Annotated in this window: 24 protein-coding genes and 3 pseudogenes; 14 read left to right on the top strand and 13 right to left on the bottom strand. The window is 72.8% G+C overall.

Annotation, left to right across the window (positions count from 1 at the left end; genetic code table 11):
* Nucleotides 1–33: 33 nt before the first annotated feature.
* Together C3488_RS21800 and C3488_RS21795 are read right to left on the bottom strand one after the other, a co-directional pair.
* Nucleotides 34–543 (bottom strand): TetR/AcrR family transcriptional regulator, encoded by a 510-nt coding sequence (locus tag C3488_RS21800; protein ID WP_103841910.1) that lies wholly within the window; start codon nt 541–543, stop codon nt 34–36.
* A gap of 28 nt (nt 544–571) precedes the next feature.
* Complete coding sequence (locus C3488_RS21795; protein ID WP_103841886.1) at nt 572–994, bottom strand: DUF4260 family protein; 423 nt, start codon at nt 992–994, stop codon at nt 572–574.
* A gap of 260 nt (nt 995–1,254) precedes the next feature.
* Here C3488_RS21795 and yaaA point away from each other — a divergent pair, with 260 nt between their 5' ends.
* The gene (gene yaaA / locus C3488_RS21790) at nt 1,255–2,055 is read left to right on the top strand and encodes a peroxide stress protein YaaA (RefSeq protein ID WP_103841884.1); all 801 of its coding nucleotides are present in this window, start codon (nt 1,255–1,257) and stop codon (nt 2,053–2,055) included.
* 81 nt (nt 2,056–2,136) lie between these two features.
* Nucleotides 2,137–2,820 (top strand): bifunctional 4-hydroxy-2-oxoglutarate aldolase/2-dehydro-3-deoxy-phosphogluconate aldolase, encoded by a 684-nt coding sequence (locus tag C3488_RS21785; protein ID WP_181139131.1) that lies wholly within the window; start codon nt 2,137–2,139, stop codon nt 2,818–2,820.
* Here C3488_RS21785 and C3488_RS21780 read toward each other — a convergent pair.
* The 3 genes from C3488_RS21780 to C3488_RS21770 are packed head-to-tail and all read right to left on the bottom strand — an operon-like array spanning nt 2,795 to nt 5,747.
* Nucleotides 2,795–4,096, bottom strand: a complete 1,302-nt coding sequence (locus C3488_RS21780; RefSeq protein ID WP_103841882.1) for a bifunctional RNase H/acid phosphatase — start codon at nt 4,094–4,096, stop codon at nt 2,795–2,797. The genes C3488_RS21785 and C3488_RS21780 overlap by 26 nt on opposite strands.
* A gap of 53 nt (nt 4,097–4,149) precedes the next feature.
* Entirely contained in the window at nt 4,150–4,893 is a 744-nt protein-coding gene (locus C3488_RS21775) for a zinc ribbon domain-containing protein (RefSeq protein ID WP_103841880.1), read from the bottom strand.
* A complete protein-coding gene (locus C3488_RS21770; protein ID WP_103841878.1) occupies nt 4,890–5,747 on the bottom strand; it encodes a Nif3-like dinuclear metal center hexameric protein in 858 nt (285 codons plus the stop codon). The genes C3488_RS21775 and C3488_RS21770 overlap by 4 nt, the downstream gene beginning before the upstream one ends.
* Nucleotides 5,748–6,091: 344 nt before the next feature.
* Here C3488_RS21770 and C3488_RS21765 point away from each other — a divergent pair, with 344 nt between their 5' ends.
* Both C3488_RS21765 and C3488_RS40665 read left to right on the top strand, forming a co-directional pair.
* Nucleotides 6,092–7,384, top strand: coding sequence for a hypothetical protein (locus C3488_RS21765; protein WP_103841906.1), 1,293 nt, complete (start codon nt 6,092–6,094; stop codon nt 7,382–7,384).
* Between the two features lie 50 nt (nt 7,385–7,434).
* A complete protein-coding gene (locus tag C3488_RS40665; RefSeq protein ID WP_181139130.1) occupies nt 7,435–7,599 on the top strand; it encodes a hypothetical protein in 165 nt (54 codons plus the stop codon).
* A 138-nt stretch (nt 7,600–7,737) separates the two neighbouring features.
* On the opposite strand, the pseudogene C3488_RS21760 reads toward C3488_RS40665, so the two are convergent.
* The 3 genes and pseudogenes from C3488_RS21760 to C3488_RS21750 form a co-directional block, all read right to left on the bottom strand.
* Nucleotides 7,738–8,750 (bottom strand): annotated as a pseudogene (locus tag C3488_RS21760) (3-oxoacyl-ACP reductase).
* An 11-nt stretch (nt 8,751–8,761) separates the two neighbouring features.
* Entirely contained in the window at nt 8,762–9,838 is a 1,077-nt protein-coding gene (locus C3488_RS21755; RefSeq protein ID WP_103841876.1) for a Zn-dependent alcohol dehydrogenase, read from the bottom strand.
* A gap of 83 nt (nt 9,839–9,921) precedes the next feature.
* On the bottom strand, nt 9,922–10,794 hold the full coding sequence (locus tag C3488_RS21750) for a MaoC/PaaZ C-terminal domain-containing protein (RefSeq protein ID WP_103841874.1): 873 nt from the start codon (nt 10,792–10,794) through the stop codon (nt 9,922–9,924).
* A 368-nt stretch (nt 10,795–11,162) separates the two neighbouring features.
* Between C3488_RS21750 and C3488_RS21745 the strand changes: the two are divergent.
* The 3 genes and pseudogenes from C3488_RS21745 to C3488_RS21735 all read left to right on the top strand — a co-directional run.
* A pseudogene (locus C3488_RS21745) lies at nt 11,163–11,318 on the top strand (ABC transporter permease); the annotation flags it as partial.
* Nucleotides 11,319–11,344: 26 nt separating this feature from the next.
* Nucleotides 11,345–12,619, top strand: coding sequence for a sensor histidine kinase (locus tag C3488_RS21740; RefSeq protein WP_103841872.1), 1,275 nt, complete (start codon nt 11,345–11,347; stop codon nt 12,617–12,619).
* Between the two features lie 115 nt (nt 12,620–12,734).
* Nucleotides 12,735–13,367 (top strand): response regulator transcription factor, encoded by a 633-nt coding sequence (locus tag C3488_RS21735; RefSeq protein ID WP_103841870.1) that lies wholly within the window; start codon nt 12,735–12,737, stop codon nt 13,365–13,367.
* Between the two features lie 19 nt (nt 13,368–13,386).
* Here C3488_RS21735 and C3488_RS21730 read toward each other — a convergent pair whose 3' ends face one another.
* Nucleotides 13,387–14,847, bottom strand: coding sequence for an MFS transporter (locus C3488_RS21730; protein ID WP_103841868.1), 1,461 nt, complete (start codon nt 14,845–14,847; stop codon nt 13,387–13,389).
* A gap of 278 nt (nt 14,848–15,125) precedes the next feature.
* On the opposite strand from C3488_RS21730, the gene C3488_RS21725 reads away from it, so the two are divergent.
* The 5 genes and pseudogenes from C3488_RS21725 to C3488_RS21705 form a co-directional block, all read left to right on the top strand.
* Nucleotides 15,126–16,874, top strand: a complete 1,749-nt coding sequence (locus tag C3488_RS21725; protein ID WP_103841867.1) for an MFS transporter — start codon at nt 15,126–15,128, stop codon at nt 16,872–16,874.
* Nucleotides 16,875–16,984: 110 nt separating this feature from the next.
* Nucleotides 16,985–17,647 carry a class I SAM-dependent methyltransferase gene (locus C3488_RS21720; RefSeq protein ID WP_103841865.1) on the top strand — a complete coding sequence of 221 codons (663 nt, stop codon included), beginning with the start codon at nt 16,985–16,987 and terminating at the stop codon, nt 17,645–17,647.
* Between the two features lie 10 nt (nt 17,648–17,657).
* Nucleotides 17,658–18,614, top strand: coding sequence for an N-acetylmuramoyl-L-alanine amidase (locus C3488_RS21715; RefSeq protein WP_103841863.1), 957 nt, complete (start codon nt 17,658–17,660; stop codon nt 18,612–18,614).
* Nucleotides 18,615–18,771: 157 nt separating this feature from the next.
* Nucleotides 18,772–19,569, top strand: a complete 798-nt coding sequence (locus tag C3488_RS21710; RefSeq protein ID WP_103841861.1) for a DUF5336 domain-containing protein — start codon at nt 18,772–18,774, stop codon at nt 19,567–19,569.
* 176 nt (nt 19,570–19,745) lie between these two features.
* A pseudogene (locus C3488_RS21705) lies at nt 19,746–19,913 on the top strand (LLM class F420-dependent oxidoreductase); the annotation flags it as partial.
* A 59-nt stretch (nt 19,914–19,972) separates the two neighbouring features.
* On the opposite strand, the gene C3488_RS21700 reads toward C3488_RS21705, so the two are convergent.
* Nucleotides 19,973–20,557 carry a hypothetical protein gene (locus C3488_RS21700; RefSeq protein WP_258053565.1) on the bottom strand — a complete coding sequence of 195 codons (585 nt, stop codon included), beginning with the start codon at nt 20,555–20,557 and terminating at the stop codon, nt 19,973–19,975.
* A 160-nt stretch (nt 20,558–20,717) separates the two neighbouring features.
* Between C3488_RS21700 and C3488_RS21695 the strand changes: the two genes are divergently transcribed.
* Nucleotides 20,718–21,011 carry a hypothetical protein gene (locus C3488_RS21695; protein WP_103841859.1) on the top strand — a complete coding sequence of 98 codons (294 nt, stop codon included), beginning with the start codon at nt 20,718–20,720 and terminating at the stop codon, nt 21,009–21,011.
* Nucleotides 21,012–21,074: 63 nt separating this feature from the next.
* Here the strand turns inward: C3488_RS21695 and C3488_RS21690 are convergent, their stop codons facing one another.
* From C3488_RS21690 to C3488_RS21680, 3 genes are read right to left on the bottom strand one after another with little or no spacing between them, the layout of a single operon-like run.
* Nucleotides 21,075–22,145: a prenyltransferase/squalene oxidase repeat-containing protein gene (locus C3488_RS21690; protein WP_103841858.1), complete on the bottom strand. Its 1,071-nt coding sequence runs from the start codon at nt 22,143–22,145 to the stop codon at nt 21,075–21,077.
* On the bottom strand, nt 22,142–22,912 hold the full coding sequence (locus tag C3488_RS21685) for a class I SAM-dependent methyltransferase (RefSeq protein WP_103841856.1): 771 nt from the start codon (nt 22,910–22,912) through the stop codon (nt 22,142–22,144). Before C3488_RS21685 ends, C3488_RS21690 begins: the two co-directional genes overlap by 4 nt.
* Nucleotides 22,906–24,321, bottom strand: coding sequence for a glycosyltransferase family 4 protein (locus tag C3488_RS21680; protein WP_103841854.1), 1,416 nt, complete (start codon nt 24,319–24,321; stop codon nt 22,906–22,908). Before C3488_RS21680 ends, C3488_RS21685 begins: the two co-directional genes overlap by 7 nt.
* 232 nt (nt 24,322–24,553) lie before the next feature.
* Here C3488_RS21680 and C3488_RS21675 point away from each other — a divergent pair, with 232 nt between their 5' ends.
* Nucleotides 24,554–25,201, top strand: a complete 648-nt coding sequence (locus C3488_RS21675) for a TetR family transcriptional regulator (protein ID WP_103841852.1) — start codon at nt 24,554–24,556, stop codon at nt 25,199–25,201.
* Nucleotide 25,202 lies beyond the last annotated feature (1 nt).

Raw genomic sequence — 25,202 nt, 5'->3', positions numbered from 1 at the left:
GCGCCGGACCGCTCGCCCGGCCCTTCCGCGACGTCAGCGCTGCAAAGCCTGGAGGCCCCGCTTCCATGCCGCCTCCAGGGCCGCGTCCTGAGGAAAGCGGCCGTGGATCTCCAGGATCACCATGCCGTGGGCGAAGGCCCAGGTGGCGCGGGCGAGGTCGAGGTCGCCGCCGCAGGCGCGCAGCAGGGGCAGGGCGGCCCGGTCCTCCAGGCCGGGGGGCAGTGCGGCGCGGGGCAGGGGGCGCTCGGTGGTCAGGCAGTACAGGTGGGGGTGGGCGAGGGCGTACGTCCGGTACGCCTCCGCGAGGGTCTGGAGCGAGCCGGGGGCGCGGGTCTCGGCGGCCTCCAGGGCCTCGGCCGTCTCGTCGAGCATCTGGGCGATCAGCTCGACCTCGACGGCGTGTTTGTCGGGGAAGTGCTTGTAGAGGGAGGGGGCCTTGATGCCGAGGTGGTCTGCGAGGGTGCGCATGGTGAGCGCGGTGGGACCGGATTCCTCCAGAAGGGTCCGGGCCGCCGCGACGATCTCGCGGGCGCGGGGCGACAGGTGCGCCCCGGCTGTGGGGGCCGGACGGTCAGCCACGCTGGAAGCCCTCCTTGGTGCGCAGTCCGTAGCCGAAGGCGCGATCGTACGAGATGTGGGCGAGCCAGCCGCACAGGGCCGCGAAGGCGGGGGCCCAGGCGACGGGCGCGACCGTGTACAGCGCCATGAGGGCGAGCGGGACCAGCGCCCGGTGCATGGCGTTGTAGTACGGCACCGCGCGAGGCGCGAGCTGCCCCTTGGCCATGCGGGGCGCCTCGTCGAGGGCGACCAGGAAGGTCAGGTCGGGCAAGACGAGGAAGACCAGGGCGAGGGTGGCGGCGGTCCAGCCGTGGTTCACGGCTTCGAGGACGGCGAAGGCGGACCAGAAGATCGCGTTCGCGAGCCAGGCCGTACGGCGGACGACGGTGACGGCGGAGCGGGTGGAGCGGGTCGATGCGGTGGTGGCCGTACTCATGACTGCCTCCTGGGGCGGGTGGGGCGTATCAGCTAACACCGTTAGCCATGACATGACGGTAAGGCTAACGGTGTTAGCCGTCAAGGCCCCGGTGTGGCAACGGTCTTGACCCTGCCGCGACGTCAACGTCTGCACTGATCTCATGCGGATCGGAGAACTCGCCGCGGTCGCCGGCGTCACCACGCGGACCGTGTGACCCCGCGACCTTGTGACCCCGTAACCTGGCGCAGGCCCCCACCACCCGGTTCAAGGAGAAACCCGTGCTCGTCCTGCTGCCGCCCTCCGAAGGCAAGGCGCCCTCCGGACGCGGTGCCCCGCTGAAGCTGGAGTCGCTGTCCCTGCCGGGGCTGACCGCGGCGCGGGAGGCCGTGCTGGACGAGCTGGTCGAGCTTTGCTCCGGGGACGACGACAAGGCGCGCGAGGTGCTCGGACTGAGCGAGGGGCTGCGCGGGGAGGTCGCGAAGAACGCCGGGCTGCGCAGCGCGGGGGCGCGGCCCGCCGGGGAGATCTACACCGGTGTGCTCTACGACGCCCTGGACCTGGCCTCGCTGGACGCTGCCGCCAAGCGGCGCGCCGCCAGGTCGCTGCTCGTGTTCTCCGGGCTGTGGGGTGCCGTCCGCGTCACGGACCGGATCCCCTCCTACCGCTGCTCGATGGGCGTGAAGCTGCCCGGGCTCGGGGCGCTCGGCTCGTACTGGCGGACGCCGATGGCCTCCGCCCTCCCCGAGGCGGCCGGTGACGGGCTGGTGCTCGATCTGCGGTCCTCCGCCTACGCGGCCGCGTGGAAGCCGAAGGGCGAGGTCGCCGGGCGTACGGCGACCGTGCGGGTACTGCACTCCCAGGTCGTGAACGGGGTGGAGAAGCGGTCGGTCGTGAGCCACTTCAACAAGGCGACCAAGGGGCGGATCGTCCGCGCCCTGCTGGCGGCGGGGGCCGCGCCGAAGGATCCGGCGGAACTGGTGAAGGCGCTGCGGGACCTGGGGTACACGGTGGAGGCCGAGACGCCCGGGCGGACAGGGAAGGCGTGGTCGTTGGATGTGGTGGTGACGGAGATCCACTGATCCCTGACGGGTTCCAGCGAGGCGTTGCATCATATGCAACGACCTTTGCGCAGGGTGTGGTTCATGGGCAGGATGACGGCCATGACCTCGCCCCTGTCCTCGCCGTCCGTCGCGCCCTCCGCCCACCCGGTGCTCGATCTCGCGCCCGTCATCCCCGTGGTCGTCGTCAAGAACGCCGCCGACGCCCTCCCGCTCGCTCGGGCGCTGGTGGCCGGTGGGCTGCCCGCGATCGAGGTGACGCTGCGCACCCCGGCCGGGCTGGAAGCCATCCACGCGATCTCGGCCCAGGTCGCGGGCGCGGTCGTGGGGGCCGGGACCGTCATCACGCCGGAGCAGGTGGCCGACTGCGTGGCGGCGGGGGCGCGTTTCCTGGTCAGCCCCGGGTGGACGGATGGGCTGCTGGCGGCGATGCGGGGCTCCGGAATACCGTTCCTGCCGGGGGTGTCGACGGCCTCGGAGGTCGTGGCGCTCCTCGAGCGCGGCGTGCGGGAGATGAAGTTCTTTCCGGCGCAGGCGGCGGGTGGCACGGCGTTCCTGAAGTCGCTCGCCGGACCGCTCCCCCAGGCCCGCTTCTGCCCGACGGGCGGCATCGGACCGGCGAACGCCCCTGAGTACCTGGCCCTGCCCAACGTCGGCTGCGTCGGCGGTACGTGGATGGTCCCCGAGGACGCGATCGCCGGGCGGGACTGGGCGCGGATCGAGCGCCTTGCCCGGGAGGCGGCGGGACTGAGGCGCCCGGTCAGCGCAGGTGCGACGTGTCGTTGAGGAGGCGGAGGGCGGTGTTGCCGTCGGCGTAGTACGCCACCGCGGACAGGGACGCGGCGGAGAGCTCCATGCGGAACAGGGCCTCGGGCGGTGCGCCGAGAGCGAGCCGGACCAGGGTCTTGATGGGCGTCACGTGGGAGACGACCAGGACGGTGCGGCCCGCGTGGGAGGCGAGCAGCTTGTCCCGCGCCACGGCGACCCGGCGGGCGACGGCCGCGAAGCTCTCGCCGCCGCCGGTGGGTGCGGCCTCGGGATCGGTCAGCCAGGCGTTCATGTCGTCCGGGTACCGCTCGCGGACCTCGCCGAAGGTGAGGCCCTCCCAGGCACCGAAGTCCGTCTCGCGCAGTCCCTCCTCGACACCGACCTCCAGCCCGAGGCGGGCTGCGACGACACCGGCCGTCTCGCGACAGCGGGCGAGGGGTGAGGAGACGACGGTCTGCACGGTTCCGCGCGCGGCCAGCACGCCGGCGACCAGTTCGGCCTGCCGTCGGCCGGCCTCGGAGAGACCCGGGTCGCCGCCCCCACTGCCGGAGAACCGCTTCTGGGGGGTCAGCGGGGTCTCACCGTGCCGCAGCAGTACGAAGGTGGTGGGGGCACCGAGGTCCGGCGGCGCCGAGGCGACGTTGCGAGCGGCCCGGATGTCGGCCGCCTCCCGCACCACCGCGGCTGCGGGACCCTTCGCCGCGGGAGTCTTCGCCGTCCCCGCAGAAGCCTTCTCCGACCCCGCACGAGCCTTCGCCGTCCCCGCTGAGGCCAGGGCCGCCCTCGCCCGCGCCGCGCCCGCGTCCCCCGGCGGACCCGCCGGTTCGGGGACCGTGGTGCCGGCAGCCGGCTCAGCCGTCGACCGGGACGGTTCCCACCGCTCCCCCCGCGCCCCCGCGTCCATCGCCTCGTTGGCGAGACGGTCCGCGTGCTTGTTCTGCTCGCGCGGGATCCACTCGTAGGTGACCTGCCCGGGCGGGAAGACCGCTGCCGCCTCCATCGCCAGGGGTCTCATCGCCGGGTGCTTGATCTTCCAGCGGCCCGACATCTGCTCGACGACCAGCTTGGAGTCCATCCGCACCCGTACCCGCGCACCCGCGTCGAGCTCGCGGGCCGCGCGCAGCCCGGCCAGCAGTCCGCGGTACTCGGCGACGTTGTTCGTGGCCGTGCCGATGTACTCCGCCCGTTCCACGAGCGTCTCGCCGCTCGCCGCGTCGCGCACCACGGAGCCGTAGCCCGCGGGCCCCGGGTTGCCCCGGGAACCGCCGTCCGCCTCGACGATGAACTCCCGCACGCCGTACGCCTCTTGTCGCCTCTGTCGCCTTCAGGGCCTTGGGAAGTCGCCTCTTACAGGCCGGACTCGGCCGTGCGCACGAGGATCCGGCGGCAGTTCTCGCAGCGCACCACCGTGTCGGGCGCCGCCTTGCGGATCTCGTTCAGCTCGGTGATCGCCAGCTCCTGCCGGCAGCCCTGGCAGGTGCGCTGGTACAGCTTGGCCGCGCCGATGCCGCCCTGCTGCTCGCGCAGCTTGTCGTAGAGCTTGAGCAGGTCCGCCGGCACCGACGCCGCGACGACCTCGCGCTCCTTGGTCACCGACGCGACCTCGCCGTCGATCTCCTCGAAGGCGGCGTCCCGGCGGGCCGTGGCGTCGTCGATCTTCGACTGGACGGAGGCGACGCGCTCGGTCAGTTCGTTCACCCGCTCCTGCGCGGACTCGCGGCGCTCCATGACCTCCAGGACGACGTCCTCCAGGTCGCCCTGCCGCTTGGCGAGCGAGGCGATCTCGTGCTGGAGGCTCTCCAGGTCCCTGGGCGAGGTGATCGCACCGGAGTCGAGGCGCTGCTGGTCGCGGGCGGCACGCTGGCGCACCTGGTCCACGTCCTGCTCCGCCTTGGTCTGCTCACGGGCGCAGTCGCTCTCCTCCGTCTGCGCGGCCACCAGCAGGTCGCGCAGCTGGACGTGGTCCTTGGCGAGGGACTCGATCTCGGCGTGCTCGGGCAGGGACCTCCGCCTGTGCGCGAGCTGCTGCAGGCGTACGTCGAGGTCCTGGACGTCGAGGAGGCGGATCTGGTCGGCGGGCGCGGCGTTCAGTTTGGGGCTCCCGTTGAGCTAGAGGTGGTGGTGGACGCCGCGTGGGCGGTCCAGGGGTCGGTGACCGTCTTGGAGACGTGGACGCGCAGGTCCCATCCGTGCCGGTCGGAGATCTCGTCGAGCTGGGCTGCGGCCAGCTCGCACCAGGGCCACTCGGTGGCCCAGTGCGCCGCGTCGAGCAGCGCGAGAGGACTGTGGGCGCGGGCCTCTGAGGCCGGGTGGTGGCGCAGGTCCGCGGTGAGGAAGGCGTCGACACCGGCCGCGCGGACCGCCTCGAAGAGGCTGTCGCCGGAGCCGCCGCTGACGGCGACCGTGTGGACCACGGCCTCGGGGTCGCCGGCGACGCGGATGCCCTGCGCGGTGGCGGGCAGCCGCTCGGCGGCGCGGGCGGCCAGCTCGCGGACGGTGAGCGGGTGGTCCAGCTCGCAGACGCGGCCGAGGCCCCGGCGGCCCTCCGGGTCGGTGGCGTCCGGCACCAGGGGGCGTACGACCCTGAGGTCCAGCGCGCCGGCCAGCGCGTCGCTGACGCCGGGGTCGGCGGTGTCGGCGTTGGTGTGGGCGACGTGCAGCGCGATGTCGTTCTTGATCAGGGTGTGCACGACACGGCCCTTGAAGGTGGAGGCCGCCACCGTCGTCGTACCGCGCAGGTAGAGCGGGTGGTGGCTGACCAGCAGGTCGGCGCCCAGCTTCACCGCCTCGTCGACGATCTCCTGGACCGGGTCGACCGCGAAGAGGACCCGGGAGACGTCCTGGTCGGGGTCGCCGACGACCGTGCCGACCGCGTCCCAGGACTCGGCCCGCTCGGCGGGCCACAGGCTCTCCAGCGCGGCGATGACTTCAGACAGACGGGGCACGGGGAAAAGGCTACCTGGCCCGGGGCGGTGCCCCATCGGTCGCGGGTCGTTCCGGCGGACGGCGGGAGCGGCCCGTACCGGCCGGCTCGCCCGACCGGTACGAGCCGGCTCGCCGTCCAGACGTCGTCCGATTGCCGTCCGGACGTTTTTCCGGTCGTCGTCCGGTCGTCGTCCGGTCGTGCCGAGGTGGTGAGTTGGCCGCACGCGCGCCCCTCGCGCAGCACAGACGCCCCCGTTTATTCACAGGAATCCCGACACCGACACCCTTACGTGTGAAGCGACGGCCCGGGGATGTCACGCCCGTGCGTACGAAAACTAGCTTCTTCGCCGGAGGTGACCGAATGATGACGGCCTGTGCCTTCACATCCGCCACGGCGAACGGCCCCGAAGGGGCGCCCGCGCCCGGATGCGTGATCACCGCGGACGGTTCCTACGCGGCGCGTCTCGCTCTGGACGGCGCGTCCTGGTACCCGGAGCGCTGGACCCTGGACGGCCCGGAACCGTACGCCGTACCGCTGCCCGTCAACCAGCCCGAGGAGCCCGGCACCGAGGTGCAGCCGTTGGCCGACGGGCGGGTGCTCGTCCACCGCGTCGCGGCCGGGCGGCGGCACACGTTCTCGCTGCTGTACCCGACCGGGCCTGGGACCGGGGAGCGGTTGCTGGGCACGGTGGAGTGCCCCACCGGGGAGCCCCGGCTGCGGCTGTTGCCGCCCGCGCCGACGGGGGACCGCGCGTTCGCCCTGGAGGTGGGTGAGGGGGCGAGCGCGGTATGGCTGGTGGCGGGTGGCGCCAGGGGGCCCGAGCGGGTGGCTCAGGTGCCGGGCCGGTGCTCGGGCGGGGTGTGGCTGGACCGCACGTGCCGGCTGCTGGCCGTCGACCGCACGCCGCCGGACGGGGGTCCCACCAAGACGGTGGTGGTCGATCTGGAGCGGGACGGCGAGGTGTCGCCGCTGCTGCAGATCGCGGACGGCAGCAACGACCGGCTGCTGCTCGCCGATCCGGACAGCGGCCTGCTGCTCATCCGCTCGGACGCCCCCTCCCCGGGACAGGAGCGGCTCGGCTGGGGCGTGTTGGGGAGCACCCTGCCGGTACGTTTCCCCGAGTGCCTGCGGCTCGACCGCCCGGTGACGCCGTTCGCCGTTCAGCCGGGGCAGGCGCTGACGCCGGAGAGCTGCGCGGTGGCACTGCGCATCGACGGACCGGCCGGCAGCTGGGTCGGGGTGTGGCGCCCCGCTGACCGCAGGGTGCACCAACTCACCGCGCCGGCCGGCTGGTTGGCGGGGGCCGGGCTGTGGACCCGGGACGGGGTGCTGCGGCTGCCGTACGCGACGGGTGCCGTGCGGTGCGGGGTGGCGCGACTGGAGGTGCCCGGGCCGGCGGCCGCCGCGCCGGCCGTGGAGCCGAAGGAACGGCCGATTCCGCAGCCCCCGGAACCGTCGGTGACGCGACCGGTCACGTTGCAGCAGGCGCTGTCGCCGCGGCGCGCCGAGGCGGCAGCGACCCCCCTCGTGTGGATCCGCAAGAGACAGGCACCGGTGGGGAGTAGGGACGGATTTCCCGGGCACGCGCAGGGCCAGGGCGGCAGCCGCAGCACGACACCACCGGCCCCCGGCACGACTGTCGTTGCCGCCCGTTAGACTCGCCCGGCTGTACGAAGGATCATGTTTTGACGGGGTGGACACTTCCGATGAGCGACACCAGCACCACACAGCCTCTGTCTGCCGAGGCCCAGGAGATCCCGGGGCACGGCAAGCACCGCGGTCCGGTCTCCGCCGAGGACCACGAGGCGGCGCCGCACGGCCGGCACCGCAAGCCGTCCGGCCAGCAGCAACAGACCGGCACGGCGGCCTGAACGGCGTCCGCCGCACCACGTGACGGTCCGTCAGTCGACGTACCCCGTCGGCTGCCGCGTCTCTTCGGCCCCGCCCGCCCCCGCGACGGGCGGGGCCGTCGCACAGAGCCCAGCCTCCCGTGCCGTTTCAGCGATTCCTCAGCCGCCTCCCCGTGCCGTTCCAGCGGCCCCCGGGGCCCCCTCGTGCCGCAGCCGCAGGACCTCCACCGCCGCGAACGTCTCGCCCCGCGGTCGTTCGGCGTAGTGCGGGGTGAGCAGTGCGTCGAGTTCGTCGTACGTGAAAACGTCCTGCTCGGTGTCGAACTTCGCCCGCACCCGTGGCCGTTCGACGATCGCCACCATGCCGCCGTGGACGACGAGGAGCTGCCCGTTGACCTGCGCGGCCGCGGGTGAGGCCAGATAGCCGACGAGGGAGGCGACATGCTCGGGCGCGAGGGGGTCCACGCCGTCGTCGGGTGGTTCGAAGCCGGCGAACACGTCCTCGGTCATACGGGTCCGGGCGCGCGGACAGATCACGTTCGCGGTGACGCCGTACTTGGCGAGCGCGAGCGCCGTCGACGTGGTGAGGCCGACGATGCCGCCCTTGGCCGCCGCGTAGTTGGGCTGTCCGGCCGAGCCCGCCAGGAACGCCTCCGAGGACGTGTTCACGATCCGCCCGTACACCGGTCCGCCCTCCGCCTTCGAGCGGGCCCGCCAGTGCGCGGCGGCGAAGCGGGTGGTGTTGAAGTGGCCTTTGAGGTGGACCCGGATCACCGCGTCCCACTCCTCCTCCGACATCGAGAAGACCATGCGGTCGCGCAGGATGCCCGCGTTGTTGACGAGGATGTCCAGCTTGCCGAACTCCTCGACGGCCGACTCGACCAGCGCACGGGCCTGCTGGAAGTCGGACACGTCCCCGGTTGGGCCGAGGCCCGGCCGCCGGCCGCGCGGATCTCGGCGGCGACCGCCTCGGCGGCAGCCGTGGATTCTTCCCGGTGCCCCCCGGGCTCCCGGCCCCCCTCGAGCAGGGGGTACCCGCATCGCCCCGGCTGCCCGTAGTCGTTGACGACGACGGCCGCGCCGAGCCGGGCGAGTTCCCGTGCCTCGGCCCGGCCGAGTCCGCGTCCGGCGCCGGTGACGATGGCGGACAGCCCCTCGAGTGGCAGTGACATGCGCCGCGTCCTCAGATCTCGATACAGGTACGCAGCGCCGTCCCCGTCCGCATCTGATCCAGCGCTTCGTTGATCTCGGTCAGCGGCACCCGGTGGGTGATCAGCCCCTCCAGGTCGATGCGGCCCGCCCGCCACAGGGCGATGGTGCGCTCGTAGGAACGCAGCACGTCGCCGCCGCCGTACAGGGACGGCAGGATCCGCTTCTCGTCGAAGAACAGCTCGAACATGTTGAGCTGCAGGAAGTCGTCCATGGCGCCCGCGCCTACGATCACGAGCGTGCCGCCGCGCCGGGTGTTCTCGTACGCCGTGCGGGCCGTGGCCGACCTCCCGACGACCTCGAAGACGTAGTCGAAGCCCTCACCGCCGGTGACCTGCTGTTTGGCGTCGGGCAGTTCGTCCGGTGACACGGCCCTGGTGGCGCCGAACCTCAGCGCCGCCTCCCGGCGCGAGGCGACCGGGTCGACGGCGACGATCTCGGCGGCGCCCTTCAGCCGTGCCCCCTGGATCGCGGAGATGCCGACGCCCCCGCAGCCGATGACCGCCACCGACGAACCGGCCTGAAGATCGGCGGTGTTGAGCGCCGCGCCCAGCCCGGTCGTCACCCCGCAGCCGATGAGCGCGGCGATGTCGAACGGCACGTCGTCGGGGATCGGCACCGCGCAGCCCGCGTCGACGACCACCTCCTCGGCGAAGGTGCCGGTGCCCGCGAAGCCGAAGACGTCACCGCCGGGGCGCCTGAAGTTGGGGGTGCCGGCGTTCATGAACCCGGCCAGGCACAGCTCGGTCCGGCCGCGCCGGCAGGCGGGACAGGCCCCGCAGGCCGGCAGCCAGCACACGACCACCCTGTCCCCCGGCTTCACACGGCTCACCCCCTCGCCGACCTCGAGGATCTCCCCCGCGCCCTCGTGGCCGGGCACGAACGGCCCCGGCTGCGGCAGCACGCCGCTCATCGCGGACAGGTCCGAGTGGCACAACCCGGTGGCGCGCACCCGGATCCTGACCCTGCCGGGGCCGAAGCCGGTCCCCTCGACGTCGTCGAGGACCTCCAGCTTGTCCTGGCCGATCTCGTGCAGTACGGCTGCGCGCATGGTGCGGCTCCCCTCGCAGGCTCGGTGACTCAGGAGTGCTTGGACGGCTCGGTCGCCCGGGAGTGCTCGGACGGCTGGGTGGCTCAGGAGTGTTCGACGATCGTGTCGGCGAGGACCGGCGCATCGCCCCGCTCGACCGCGCCCACGGTCACCCGCACCACCCCCTGTGACCCCTGCGCCCCCTGGCGCCACATGCGGATGCGCAGGGTCTCGCCCGGGTACACCACCCCGGCGAACCGCGTGGCGTACGCGCGCACACGGGTCACGTCGCCGCCGAGCAGCGTGTCGACGACCGTCTTGAGCGTCATCCCGTAGGTGCACAGACCGTGCAGGATGGGCCGCTCGAACCCGGCGAGCTTGGCGAACTCCGGGTCGGCGTGCAGGGGGTTCCAGTCGCCGGAGAGGCGGTAGAGGAGGGCCTGGTCCTCACGGATCGGCCGTTCGACGACTCTCGCCGGCTCGCCGGTGGGCGCGGCCGGCCGGGCGGAGGGGCCGCGGTCGCCGCCCCAGCCGCCCTCTCCTCGTACGAAGATCTGTGCGTCGTTGGTCCACAGCGGGCCGTCGGAGTCGGCCGCCTCGGTGCGCATGACGAGGACGGCCGCCTTGCCCTTGTCGTACACGGCGGCGATGCGGGAGGTCGACGTGGCTCTGCCTTCGGCCGGGATCGGGCGGTGGATCGTCAGTGCCTGGCCGCCGTGCAGGACGCGGGCGAGGTCGACGTCCACGCCGGGCATGGACAGACCGCTGATCACGCCCGGGGAGCCCGCGCCGGCGACGGTGGCGAAGCTGGGCAGGACGTGCAGCCGGGACTCGAGGGTGTAGCGCAGTTCGTCGGGGTCGGTGGCGGGGATGCCGGCGCCGATGCCGAGGTGGTAGAGCTGCACGTCCTTGGCGGTCCAGGTGATCTCGCCGGTCCGGGGTTCGGCCGCGAGGGCCGATGCTTCGTCGATGGGCATGGGGCTCCTGACGGTCGAGACCTCGGTGCGGCCGTCCGCACCGTCGGCCGCACCGAGGTCGTCACGGGCAGAACAGGAACGCGTTCCAGTCCGGCGGACCCTGTATAGCCGAGCGGTCCCGCGTTGTGAAGGCTCCTGACGTCGCGTTCTGACGTGACGTCAGCTCGGTCGGCCGGCGACGGGAGCGGGACATTTGTCCTGCCGGATCGCTGACAAACGCATCTGCCGGGCAGTACCGCGCCCCCCATAGCGTCGTACGCATGACGAAGACGGCTGGGACACCACCGGCGGTGTCCTTCACGGGGGCGGTCAGGACCTACGGCGCCGTGCTCCCCCAATCTCTCGGCTCCGCTCGAGCAGGGGCCCCCGCGGCCACCCCGACCCACCGCTTCACCGAGCCGGGCACGGCCGTCGCCGACGGTCACGCCCCGGCCGTCGGCGCGATCCTCGTCCTGGCGGTCTGGCTGCTGGCGTTCGGTTCCTACGCTGTGCTGTCCTACCGCAGGACCGCGGGGAACATCTGATCGGGGGGAACGGGGGAAAGAGGGACATGTCCTGCGTGCGAAACGTCTCGTGCCGTCTCAGTGCCTGGCAGCAGGCGCGGCAGACGTGGAAAGAGGACAAGGAGCGGTTCAAGGCCGAGCAGAAGGCCGCCCGGAAGGCCGGGAGGATGCCCGAGAACCCGGGGCCGCCGCCCACCGGGTTCTCCCTGCTGCCCTGGCTGCTGATGGGGATGGGCGCCTTCTCGAACCTCTTCCAGGGCAGGACCCCCAACCCGTGGATCGGCGGTCTGGGCCTGCTCACCTTCAACTCCTGCTACATCTACGTGGTGTTCCGGGCCTTCCACAAGCGGACCCGTCAGGCCAGGTCCACGCGGGCGGCACTGGTCGTGATGGGTGTGGTGACCTTCGGCCTGGCCATCGGGTACGGCGGCAGCTGGCTGCTGTTCTTCCCGCTGCTCGGCCTCGCGACGGGAGCGGTCGTGCGAGGCCCTCGGCTCGGCAGGACGGGCCTCGCCCTGACCGCGGTCGCGGGTGTCGTCTCCTGCCTGCGCGACGGCTGGGACGGGCTGAACGTCGCCTACGGCACGTTCCTGTCGACGATGGTGACCGCGGCGATCCTGTCCCTCTCCGAGGCCGTACGGGAACTGCGCGCCGCCCGCGAGGAGCTGGCCCACCGCGCCGTGGAGCAGGAGCGCCTGCGCTTCTCCCGCGACCTGCACGACCTGCTCGGCCACACGCTCTCGGTGATCGTGGTGAAGTCGGAGGCGGCCCGCAGGCTGGCGCCGCGTGACATGGAGGCGGCGCTGGCCCAGGTGACGGACATCGAGTCGGTCGGCAGGCAGGCGCTCACCGAGATACGCGAGGCGGTGACCGGCTACCGCGAGGGCAGTCTCGCCACGGAACTGGACCGGGCCCGCTCGGCCATGACCGCCGCCGGCATCGAGCCCGTGGTACGCCGCTCCGGTCCTCCCCTGGCCTCGCAGACCGAGGCCCTGCTCGGCTGGGTGGTGCGCGAGGCGGTCACCAACGCCGTACGGCACAGCGGCGCGACCCGGTGTGAGATCACCGTCGACGGGACCTCGGAGCGCGTCCGGCTGACGGTCACGGACAACGGGAGCGGCGCGCCCGCCGTGCCGGCTCCGGCGGGAATCGGCGGGACCGGTCTGAAGGGCCTGACCGAACGGCTCGCGACGGCGGGCGGCTCCCTGCGGGCCGGCCCGTCGCCGCGGGGCGGATTCACGGTCACCGCCGAACTGCCGGTGGAGTCCGCATCTTCCGCTCAGCCGCTGTCCCCGGCGGTTACGGCGCCCCGGGCCGACTGACCACCCGGCTCACGTCGTTCGCCCATGACGTGGAGCTGTCCCTTGCCGAGCCGACTGGACGGTCGGCCCCACGCCCGGGCCCGGTCAGCGCCCGTACTCTTGGCTCGTGGACGAGATGCCCAGAAGTCACCGGCCGGCGCGATGCATCCGGGTACTGCTTGCCGAGGACCAGGGCATGATGCGCGGCGCCCTCGCCCTGCTGCTCGGCATGGAGGAGGACATCGAGGTCGTCGCGCAGGTCGCGGCGGGTGACGCGATCGTGGACGCCGTGCTCACCCATCGCCCGGACGTGGCGCTGCTGGACATCGAGCTGCCCGGGAAGAGCGGTCTGGACGCGGCGGCCGAGCTGCGGGAGGAGGCTCCCGGCTGCCGGGTGCTGATCCTCACCACCTTCGGGCGCCCCGGCTATCTGCGCCGCGCCCTGGAGGCGGGCGCCGCCGGCTTCCTCGTCAAGGACGGGCCGGTGGAGGAGCTGGCAGCGGCGATCCGGCGGGTGCTCACCGGCGAGACGGTCGTCGACCCGGCCCTGGCCGCGGCGGCCCTGAGCGCCGGCCCCAATCCGCTGACGGCACGCGAGTGCGACGTGCTGAAGGCCTCCGTGGACGGGGCGACGGTCGCCGACATCGCCGCGAGGCTGCACCTCTCGGAGTCGACGGTCCGCAACTACCTCTCCTCCGCCATCGGCAAGACGGGCACCCGCAACCGCATGGAGGCGATGCGCGAGGCCCGGCAGCAGGGGTGGCTGTAGGGCCTGCCGCGAAAGTGGGTCACCCCTGGCCGGTCCGTGTCCGCGGCAACCACGCCAGCATCAGCACGGCGCCCACCAGCAGCACGTACCCGCTCGTCCGGAACGCCTCGGCGTACCCCTCCGTCAGCGCGGCGGCCGAGCCGCGTCCCCCGGTGCGCGTCGCCGCGATCGTGGACATCACCGCGAGGCCGAGCGAACCGCCCATGGTGCGCGAGGTGTTGACGAGCCCCGACACCAGTCCGGCCTCCCCCGGCGCGGCCCCCGATGTCGCGAGCGCGGCGAGCGGGGTGCCCGCCAGGCCGGCGCCCAGCATCATCAGGACGCCCGGGAGCAGGATCACCGTCGTGTACGAGCCGTCCGCCGTCATCCTCGACTGCCAGCCGAACCCGGCAGCCGCGATCAGCGTCCCGAGCACCGCCACGTTCCGCGCCCCCACGCTCCGCATCACCTGCGGCGCGACCTTCGAGCCGAGCACCACGGCCAGCGAGCTGGGCACCAGGGCGAGCCCGGCGTCCAGGGGCGAGTAGCCGAGCACGTTCTGCGCGTACAGCGTCATGAAGAACCACATGCAGAACATCGCGGAGCCCGAGACGAACATGGCGGCGTTCGCGGAGGACACCGAGCGCACCCGCAGCAGCTTCAGCGGCATCAGGGGCGCCTTGGCCCGCGCCTCGACGGCCAGGAACAGGCCGATGAGCGCGAGTCCGGCGGCGAGCGGCACCAGCGTCGCCGCCGCCGTCCAGCCCTCTGCCTCCGTCTGCAGGATCCCGTAGGCGAGCGTGCCGAGCCCCGCCGTCACCAGCAGGGCGCCCGGCAGGTCCAGACGCCGCCCGTCCCCCGCCCGGCTCTCCGCGAGCCTCCCCCAAGCTCTCGACTTCGCTCGAGCAGGGGGGACCCACATCGCCGACCCGGCCAGGACGACCGCGCCGACCGGCACGTTGATCAGCAGCACCCAGCGCCACGACAGCCCGTCCACCAGCACTCCCCCGACGAGCCCGCCCGCCGCGCCGCCGCCGGCTCCCACCGCGGTCCAGGTCGCGATGGCCCGGGCCCGTGCGGCGCCCTCCGGGACCGCCGCGGTGAGCAGCGTCAGCGTCGAGGGTGCGAGCACCGCCGCCCCGAGCCCCTGTACGGCCCGGCCGGCCAGCAGTTCCCAGTCGTGCCGAGCCAGCCCGCCGGCGAGGGAGGCCAGCGTGAACAGGGCGAGCCCTATGAGGAACATCCGCTTGCGCCCGTAGAGGTCCCCGGCCCGCCCGCCGAGCAGCATGAACCCGGCGAAGGCGATCGCGTACGCGTTCACCACCCACTGCAGTCCCGTCGCGCTCAGCCCCAGGTCGGCCCGCATCGACGGCAGCGCCACATTGACCACGGACACGTCGAGCACGACGAGGAACTGCCCGGCACACGCGAGCGCGACCACCACCCAGGTGGGCGGCGCGGTACGACGGGTGGGCACGGTGTCTTCGGCGGCTCGCAGCATGCGCGCCATGCTCCCAACCCGGCCCCGCCGTCCGCATCGGGATTTCGCCCCACGCCGCCTCCGCCCTGGGACGTACGACATCCCCTGACGCGCCGTCAGCACTCCGCCTCCTGACGTCGGATCAGAAACCCATGAATCGGTCAAGGATTCGTTAGTACGCCAAAGCATCGGAATAGTTGCCTGCGCATACATGGTTCACCCAGCACGTGTCCGCCCGGCTCACCCTGTCCCGAGCGGCCCGTTCCGCAGACACCGACCAGGCCCGGAGGCCCCGATCCATGACGCACCCAACCACCGACCAGCCCGCACCGAAGCCGTCCGGCGCGATCGTGCCGGTGCTCGCCTTCGCGGGCATCGTGGTCGCGGTGATGCAGACGCTGCTCGTCCCGGTCATCAAGGATCTGCCCCAGCTGCTGCACACCACGCCCAGCAACGCCACCTGGGTCCTGACCTCCACCCTCCTCTCGGGCGCCGTCGCCACCCCGATCATGGGCCGTCTCGGCGACCTGTACGGCAAGCGGCGCATGCTGCTGACCAGCCTGGCCGTGATGGTGGTCGGCGCCCTGATCAGCGCCGTCACCAGCACCCTGATGCCCATGATCGTCGGCCGTACGCTCCAGGGCTTCGCGATGGGCGCGATCCCGCTCGGCATCGGCCTGATGCGTGACATGCTGCCCCGCGAGCGGCTCGGCTCGGCGATGGCCCTGATGAGCTCCTCGATCGGCGTCGGCGGCGGCCTGGCGCTGCCCGCCGCCGCCCTGGTCGCCCAGCACACGAACTGGCACGCCCTGTTCTACGGCTCCGCCGGACTCGGCGCCCTCTCGATCGTCCTCACCCTCCTCGCCGTACCGGAGTCCCCGATGCGCGCGAAGGGCTCCTTCGACCTGCTGGGCGCGCTCGGCCTGTCCGCCGGCCTGGTGCTGCTCCTGCTGCCCATCACCAAGGGCAGCGACTGGGGCTGGTCCTCCGCCACCACGCTCGGCCTGTTCGGCGCGTCCGTCGTGGTCCTTCTGCTGTGGGGCCTGCTCGAACTGCGCGTCAGCGCCCCGCTGGTGGACCTGCGCACCACCGCCCGCCGCGAGGTGCTGCTCACAAACCTCGCCTCCATCATGGTCGGCGTCAGCTTCTACGTCGTCTCGCTCGTCCTGCCGCAGCTGCTCCAGCTGCCCACCGCGACCGGCTACGGCCTCGGCCAGTCGATGGTCGTCGCGGGCCTGTGCGTGGCACCGCTGGGCCTGACGATGATGTTCACCGCCCCGGTCTACGCCCGTCTGTCCGCCCGCTACGGACCGAAGGTCACCCTGATCATCGGCCTGCTCGTCATCGCCCTCGGCTACGGCGGCGGCCTCGGCCTGATGGACGCCGCATGGCAGACCGTGATCACCTCGGTGGTCCTGGGCGCCGGCATCGGCCTCGCCTACTCCTCGCTGCCCGCCCTGATCGTCGGTGCCGTCCCCGCCTCGGAGACGGGCGCGGCCAACGGCCTGAACACCCTGATGCGGTCCATCGGCACCTCGGTGTCGAGTGCCGTCATCGGCATGGTGCTGGCGAACACGGCGAACCACGTGAACGGTCTGGCCGTCCCGACCATGCACGGCTTCCGGGTCTCCTTCCTGATCGCGACGGCCGCGGTCGCCCTCGGTCTGCTGCTCGCCCTCTTCCTGCCCGGCCGCCGCCCCGCGGCCCGGCCCCAGCTGCGCGCGAGCAGCGAGGAGGACGCGAACCTGGAGCGCGCCGAGGAGGTGCTGCGGGGCTTCCGCGGCCGTGTCCTGGACGCCGAGGGCGGTCCGGTCGCCCGCGCCAAGGTCACACTGATCGACCGCCGGGGCCGCCAGGCGGGCGCCACCCTGTCCGCGGCGGACGGCAGCTACACGCTCACGGTGCCGGCCGAGGGCCCGTACGTCCTGGCCGCCAGGGCCGCGGGCCACGCCCCGGTCGCCTCGTCGGCCACCCACTCGGGCGGCGACCGCCCGGTGGACCTGGACCTGTCCCTTCCGGGCGGGCCGGTCCCGGTGGCGGAGGCCTGAGCAGCCCGCTGTCCACGCCGCACACGCCACCCGCACCCCCCGTCGCCACACCGCCGGGGGGTGCGGCAGCATGGGGCGTCCATACGCTCGTACGACCGAAAGGACGCCCCATGCCCGCGGCGCCCAAGCCCGAGATCCTGGCCGCGTTCGAGGCCGCGAAGGGGTTCATGCCACGGCACGAGGGGCTCGCCCTGTACGAGGCCGCCGTCGAAGCCGGGCGGCTCGGGCTGCCGCTGCTGGAGGTCGGCACGTACTGCGGCCGGTCCACGATCCTGCTCGCCGACGCGGCCCGCTCCGCCGGGGTCCCCGCGCTCACGGTCGACCACCACCGCGGCAGCGAGGAGCAGCAGCCGGGCTGGGACTACCACGACCCGGAGACGGTCGACCCCGAGGTCGGCCTGATGGACACGCTGCCCACCTTCCGGCGCACCCTGCACAGGGCGGGCCTGGAGGACCACGTGATCGCACTCGTGGGCCGTTCGCCGCAGGTGGCCAGGGTGTGGAACACCCCGCTCGGCCTGGTGTTCATCGACGGCGGCCACACCGACGAGCACGCGAACGCCGACTACGAGGGCTGGGCCCCCCATGTGGCCCAGGACGGCCTCCTCGTCATCCACGACGTGTTCCCCGAGCCGGAGGACGAGTTCACCGGCCAGGCCCCGTACCGCGTCTACCTGAGGGCGCTTCAGACCGGAGAGTTCACGGAGGTCTCGGCGACCGACTCGCTGCGCGTCCTGCGGCGAACGCGGGCGAGGAGCGAATCGTCCCGTTAGGGTCGCAGGCATGTCGTACGTTGGACCGGACTTCGATGCCCCCGAACCACGCCGCCGTCGGCGCGGACCGCTGACGGTGGCGGTGGCCGTGCTGGTACCGGCGGCGCTCCTCGGCTGGCTGGTCTACGAGGCGGTGGCCGACACCGGCGGTGGCTCGGCGGGCGGGGCGCCCACGACCAGGTCCGCGGGGGCGGCGCCGTCCGTCGCCGCCCCGGGCTCTCCGGCCTCCCCGGCCGGTGGCGCGGACAGCGGCGGGCAGCCGGACACGTCACCCACCTCACGGTCCGGTTCCGGGCCGCTCGCGGGCAAGGTCGTCGTCGTCGACCCCGGACACAACCCCGGCAACGTCCACCACACGGCCGAGATCAACCGCAAGGTCGACATCGGCACCAACTCCAAGGAGTGCGACACCACCGGCACGTCCACCAACTCGGGTTACACCGAGGCCCAGTTCACCCTGGACGTGGCGCGCCGGCTGCGCACGCTCCTGGAGCGTCAGGGTGCCACGGTGAAGTTCACGCAGGACGGCGACCGGCCGTGGGGGCCGTGCGTGGACGAGCGGGCGCGGATCGGCAACGAGGCGCACGCGGACGCGGCGATCTCCATCCACGCCGACGGCGCGGCCCAGGGCGCTCGCGGCTTCCACGTCATCCTGCCGGCCTCGGTGCACAAGGGTGCGGCGGACACCCGTCGCATCGTCGGCCCCTCCCGCGACCTCGGCGAGCGCGTCGCGGGCGACTTCGTCCGCGTCACCGGCAGCGCACCCTCCAACTACGTGGGCGACGGCACCGGCCTCGTCGTACGGAGCGATCTCGGCGGTCTCAATCTGTCAACGGTTCCCAAGGTCTTCATCGAGTGCGGCAACATGCGCGACACCAAGGACGCGGCGCAGCTGACCAGCGGCTCGTGGCGGCAGAAGGCGGCGCAGGGAATCTCTGAGGGAATCGTGAGTTTCCTGCGCGGGTAGCGATCACCGTCTCCGGCCCGGCGGACACCCAGGCCGGGCTGACGATAGGGTCTTCCTACGATGAGGGGTCACCCCCGCGCTTCGCACCGCGGCCCGAGGTCGACATGGTGACAGCGACGCCTCCACCGACGACGAGACGACAGACGAAGGACCCGAAGTGAATATCCGCTCCCTCACGAGAGGCGACGGCGTGGTGATCGGAGCAGCGGTATTGCTGTTCATCGCGTCGTTCCTCGACATCTACTCGATCGACGGGGCGCCCAGCAGCGCGGACATCCCCAGCGCCTGGGCCAGCGGACCGCTCCTGCTGAGCGTCTTCCTGGCCGGCATCATCGGCGCCGCGCTGGTCGTCGTCGCCCACGGCCTGCCGCAGGTGCCCAAGGTCGCCGGTCTCGACCTCGGGCAGTTCGGCGCCGCCTTCACGGTCTTCGCCGCCTGGAGCGCGCTCGGCAACGTCTTCGACCCGATCGGCGGTGTCGACAACCTCGGTGGCGGCGGCAGCGTCAGCGCCGGCACCGGCCTGATCCTCGGCCTCGTCGCCACGGTCGTCATGGCCGCTGCGGCGATCGCCGCACCGCTGGTCCCCGCTCTGCAGGCCGCCCTCGTGCCGGCCCCCAAGCCCGCCGCCCCGCAGCCCTACGGCGGGCAGCCGCAGGGCGGGTACGGCTACCCGGGCGCGCAGCAGTCGCCGTACGGTCACCCGCAGCAGGGGCAGCCGTTCGGCGGGCAGCAGCCGCAGCAGACGGCTCCCGCCGCGGACTTCTCGCCGTTCTGGTTCGCGGTGCCGGTGCCGCGCCCGCTGTTCCCTGAGGACGGCTCGCCCACCCCGATCGCCGAACTGGCGCCCGGCACCTGGTACCTGGCCGTCGAGCAGCGTGGCCCCGCCCTGGTGGCGCAGACGCAGGACGGCCGCCGCGGTGTGCTGCAGGACACGAGCGGCATCCAGCGCGGCTGAACCCACCCCGTCCGCACGGCCCCTCGCCCCTTCCGGGCGGGGGGCCGTCGTCGTACAGTCACAGACGCTCCTGGCAACTGATGACCCGTCAGACACGCGGAGGCGGCATGCGGCTCGGACTCGCGCTCGGCTACTGGGGGCGGGGTCCCTCGGCGGACCACGTCATGCTGGCGCGGGAGGCGGTGCTCGCCGTGCCGGACGCCTTCGCGGACGAGATCTCGCTCGTCGGGCCGCGTGAACGCATCGCGGAGCGGCTGGAGTCGTGGCGCAAGGGGCCGGTGACGGACCTGCTCGCGCTGGCACCCGACCCGCACACGCTGCGGGTGCTGGCCGAGCTGAACTGAACCACAAGTGGGTAGGGCACCGCCGCGGAGCGCTGCACGGCGGTGCCCCGTTGGCCCCGTCAGCCGCGTGCGAGCTGCGCGGCGGACGGGAGCTGGTCGCGGACGGGGACGCCCGCGTTCTTGGCCGCGGCCTTCACCTTGTCGACGAGACCGGCGTAGGACGCCGCGGCCGACTCGTCGCCCTTGCTCAGGCGGGACGGCAGGTCCCCCAGCCTCTCGATGCCCGGCACGAGCGGGGCCAGGCCCCTGGCCAGCGCGGGGTCGCCCTGGGCGTTGCGTGCGGCGGCTCCGAGCCGGTTGTGGGCGAAGGTGCCGGCGAGCCCGGCCTTGGCCAGGGCGGTCCTGCGTCCCTTGGCGCCCTTCTTGAACGTACCGGCCTTCCATGGCTTCACGATCCACTCGTGGACCGCCCCGGCCGCGAGCCCCGCGTTCGCCACGAACCGCGCCCTGGCGAGCTTCTGCCGCTCCGCCGCGGTGGTCGGGGTCGGCGTGGGGACCGCTATGTAGGCGGCGGCCCGCTGCGCGGCGCTCCCGGCACCGCAGGCGGCGGCACCGGCGAACAGCGCGGAGCAGAGGGCGAGCGCCACGGCGAGTGGGGGCGCCCCCTGCTCGAAGAGCTTGGGGGAGCGTATCGGTGCGGGCACGGGAGCCTCCGGGACCGGGAAGCCGACTGATCCACCGACAGCTTCACCCGCACCGCCCGTTCTTGCCGCCCGGGCGCGGCGATCGGGTGACCCGGGCCGCGCACGGTCGTCCCGGGACCTCCATGAGTTTGACCGGGAAGCGCCGGGCAACCCGGAGGGCATGTCCCCTCGATATCGCAACGGTGCGAATCAGGCCGGTACGGTCATCGCCGTGATCGCGGACATCATGGCCGTCATCCTGGGCCTGTGGATCCTGATGTACCTGCTGAACGCGAACCCCGGCAACGATCTGGTGCAGTTCGTCCACAACGCGGCGGCGTGGCTGGCCGGCTGGTCCCACGACCTGTTCACGTTCCACGAGGCGTGGGCACGGGTGGTCGCGGGCTACGGCCTCGCCGCGGTGGTCTACCTCTTCGTGGGCCACGCGATCGCCAACCGTATCCACCGCCACTGAGGCGCCACCGCTGAGCGTCACAGCCCCGGGGCACCCCCGGTCGGCACCGAGCAGTCCGCGGAGCTATGCGCAGCAGTCGGTGTCCAGGCCCCGGGGCAGCTGTTCGCCCCCGAAGACCGTGCAGGTGGGTTCGTCGCCGCCCAGGGCGGCCACGGCGAGCAGCAGCGAGCCGGCCGTCCAGGTGGTGAGTTCCTCGGGCCAGACCACGCCGTCCTCGAAGACGAAGCCCGTCCAGTAGAGGCCCGTCTTCGCATCCCGCAGGTGCTGGATCGACTGGAGGATCTCCAGGGCGCGGTCGGACTCGCCCATCACCCACAGGGTCAGGGCGAGTTCGGCCGACTCGCCGCCGGTCACCCACGGGTTGGGGACGACGCAGCGCACGCCGACGCCGGGGACGACGAAACGGTCCCAGTCCGCCTCGATGCGCTCCTTGGCCTCGGCGCCCGTCAGCGCGCCGCCGAGCACCGGGTAGTACCAGTCCATCGAGTAGCGGTCCTTGTCCAGGAACCGTTCCGGGTGCCGGCGTATGGCGTGCCTGAGCGCGCCCACCGCCAACTCCCAGTCCGGCTGCGGCTCCTCGCGCTGCTCGGCGATGGCGAGGGCGCAGCGCAGCGCGTGGTGGATGGACGAGCAGCCGGTCAGCAGCGCGTCCGTGACGTCGGTGCCGTCGTCCTCCCGCTTCCAGCCGACCTGCCCGCCCGGCTGCTGCAACCGCAGCACGAACTCGACCGCCGCGTACACCGTCGGCCACATGCGGTCCAGGAACGCGTCGTCGCCGGTGGCGAGGTAGTGGTGCCAGACGCCGACGGCCACGTATGCCACGAAGTTCGTCTCGCGGCCGCGGTCGGTGATCTGCTCCGGGTCGCCGTCGGCGTAGGCCGCGTACCAGGACCCGTCCTCGTTCTGGTGGCGGGCCAGCCAGTCGTAGGCCCGCTCGGCCGCCGTGTGCTCGCCCGCCGCGTCCAGGGCCATCGCCGCCTCGACGTGGTCCCACGGGTCCAGGTGGTGCCCGCGGAACCACGGTATGGCGCCGTCCTCCCGCTGCACGGCGAGGATCCCGGCGACGGTCGCGGCGGCCTGCTCGGCGGTGAGGACCCCGGGCAGGACGAGGTGTTCTGTCCGGGGGGTGGTCACTTGGCGGCCACCTCGGGGGTCTCGGCGGTCCTGGTGTCCTCCGCGAGAGGCGGCAGGTGCGGCTTGGTCGCGTACGCCACGAAGCTCTTGCCGATCAGCGGGTTCAGCGCCTGCTCGGCGACCCGGGTGGCGAGCGGCTTCTTCATGATGTCCCAGACGAGCAGCTTGTGGTACGCGCGCACCGGCAGCGCCTTGTCGTTGTCGACGCCGAACGCGCACTTCAGCCACCAGTACGGCGAGTGCAGCGCGTGCGCGTGGTGCGTGCCGTACGGCTTCAGGCCCGCCTCCCGCATCTTCGCCAGGAGTTCGTCGGCCTTGTAGATGCGGATGTGGCCGCCCTCGACCTCGTGGTAGGCGTCGGACAGAGCCCAGCAGACCTTCTCGGGGCCGTAGCGCGGCACGGTGACGGCGATACGGCCGCCCGGCTTGAGCACCCGGACCATCTCGGCGAGGACGCCCTTGTCGTCTGGGATGTGCTCCATGACCTCGGAGATGATCACGACGTCGAAGGACTCGTCGGGGAAGGGCAGGGCGAGCGCGTCGCCCTCCATCGCCGTGGCGGTGGCGCCGGCCGGGGCCTCGCCCGCCTCCTTCATCGCCGCGAACCACCTGGCGACCTCGCGGATCTCCTCGCCGTTCCGGTCCAGAGCCACGACCTGCGCGCCGCGCCGGTAGCACTCGAACGCGTGCCGTCCGGCCCCGCAGCCGAGGTCCAGGACGCGGTCGCCCGGGGCGAGCGGGAACCGGGAGAAGTCGACGGTCAGCACGTGGCCCTGCTTTCGCGGTTGGGTACGACGATGTCTTCGGCGGCGACCGCCGGGGCGGCGACTGTTCCGGCGGGGGCGCCCCCGAGCGAGCCGTGCCGGGCCTCGGTGAGGGCGACGGCCTCGCGGTACCGCGCCACCGTCCCCTCCGCCGCCTTCGCCCAGGTGAAGTGCCGCAGCACCCGTTCGCGGCCCGCCGCGCCGAGCCGCGCCCTCAGCTCCGGGTCCGCCAGCAGCCGGCTCAGCCCGGCGGCCAGCGCCCCGGCGTCACCGGGCGGGACCGCCAGGCAGGTCTCCCCGTCGCGGCCCGTGACCTCCGGTATGGCACCGCCGGTGGTGGCCACCAACGGCGTCCCGGTCGCCATCGCCTCGGCCGCCGGCAGCGAGAACCCCTCGTACAGCGACGGCACGCACGCCACCTCGGCCGACCGCACCAGGTCGACCAGTTCCGCGTCGGAGATGCCCTTCACGAACTCGACGGCGCCCTCGAGCCCGTACCGCTCGATGGCCTGCGCGACGGGCCCGTCCTCGGCGCGCCTGCCGACCACGACGAGATGCGCCCCGGGGTGCTCGGTCCGCACCTTGGCGAGCGCCTCGACGAGGAAGACGAGGCCCTTGAGCGGCACGTCCGCGCTGGAGGTGGTGACGATCCGGCCCGGCACCTGCGGCACCGACGCATCCGGCGAGAACAGGTCGGTGTCGGCGCCGATGTGCACGACGTGGACGCGGTCCCGGTCGACGCCCAGGTGGTCCACGATCTCCTGGCGGGAGGTGCCGGAGACGGTGAGCACCGACGGCAGCCGGCGCGCGACCCGCTTCTGCATGCGCGTGAACGCGTACCAGCGCCGGACGGACAGCCGTCGTTTCCAGCCCTCGGCCGCGTCCAGCTCCAACTGCCGGTCCACGGTGATGGGGTGGTGGATGGTGGTCACCAGCGGCGCGCCCACATCGCCCAGCAGGCCGTAGCCGAGCGTCTGGTTGTCGTGCACGACGTCGAAGTCGCCGCGGCGGGCGCGCAGATGGCGGCGGGCCCGCAGGGAGAACGTCAGCGGCTCGGGGAAGCCACCGGTCCACATCGTGGCGACCTCGAGGGCGTCGATCCAGTCCCGGTACTCCTCGCGCTTGGGGGTGCGGAAGGGGTCGGGCTGGCGGTACAGGTCGAGGCTGGGCAGTTCGGTGAGGGACAGGCCCTGAAGGCCCTCGCCCTCGTCGAGCACCGGGTAGGGCTGCGCGCCGATGACCTCGACCCGGTGACCGAGCCGGACCAGCTCACGGGAGAGGTGCCGCACGTACACGCCCTGACCGCCGCAGAACGGGTTCCCTTTGTAAGTCAGGAGCGCGATGCGCAGCGGCCGGCGGCCATCGGCGGCGGAACCCCCCTCGGGACCCGCCTCCCTGCCCTCAGCGGTCACTCTCGGCCCCTTCTTCCCTGCAGCTTCCCGCGAGACTACGCCGGGACGGTAATCTAGAACAAGTTACAGACTTGATCGTTCAAGAGCCTCTGAATCTACCGGCAGGTAGCCACGTTGTGAGCGACGGATCGGGTGATTCGCGCCACGACCGACGCCCCTGCCGTGCTGTCCGACCGCCGCCCCCCTCACCGACCTGATCATCACCTTCACCGACTGTCACGGAACGGGACCCATGCCTGCGGAAGCCAAGGTGCCATCCAGTACCGCGCGACCGGCGGCGCAGCCGGCTTCATCTCCACTCACCGAGCGGCAGGAGGCGCGCCGCCGCAGGATCCTGCACACGAGCGCGCAGCTGGCGAGCCGGGGTGGTTTCGACGCGGTGCAGATGCGGGAGGTCGCGGAGTCCTCGCAGGTGGCGCTGGGCACGCTGTACCGCTACTTCCCCTCCAAGGTGCACCTGCTGGTCGCGACCATGCAGGACCAGCTGGAGCGCATGCACGGCACACTGAGGAAGAAGCCGCCGGCCGGCCGGACCGCGGCCGAGCGGGTGGCGGAGACCCTGATGCGCGCCTTCCGCGCCCTTCAGCGCGAGCCGCACCTGGCCGACGCCATGGTCCGCGCGCTCACCTTCGCGGACCGCAGCGTCTCCCCCGAGGTGGACCAGGTCTCCCGGCAGACGACGGCGATCATCCTGGACGCGATGGGCCTGGACGGCGACCCGACGCCGGACCAGCTCTCGGCGGTGCGGGTCATCGAGCACACCTGGCACTCGGCTCTGATCACCTGGCTCTCCGGCCGCGCCTCCATCGCCCAGGTGAGGATCGACATAGAGACGGTGTGCCGGCTGATCGACCTCACGGACACCCGGGAGCGGGACTAGG

It is taken from the genome of Streptomyces sp. Ru72, from assembly GCF_002920635.1.
Lineage (GTDB): Bacteria > Actinomycetota > Actinomycetes > Streptomycetales > Streptomycetaceae > Streptomyces.
Note: the sequence above shows the minus strand (reverse complement) of the source record. Positions and strands in the feature narration are given on the sequence as shown.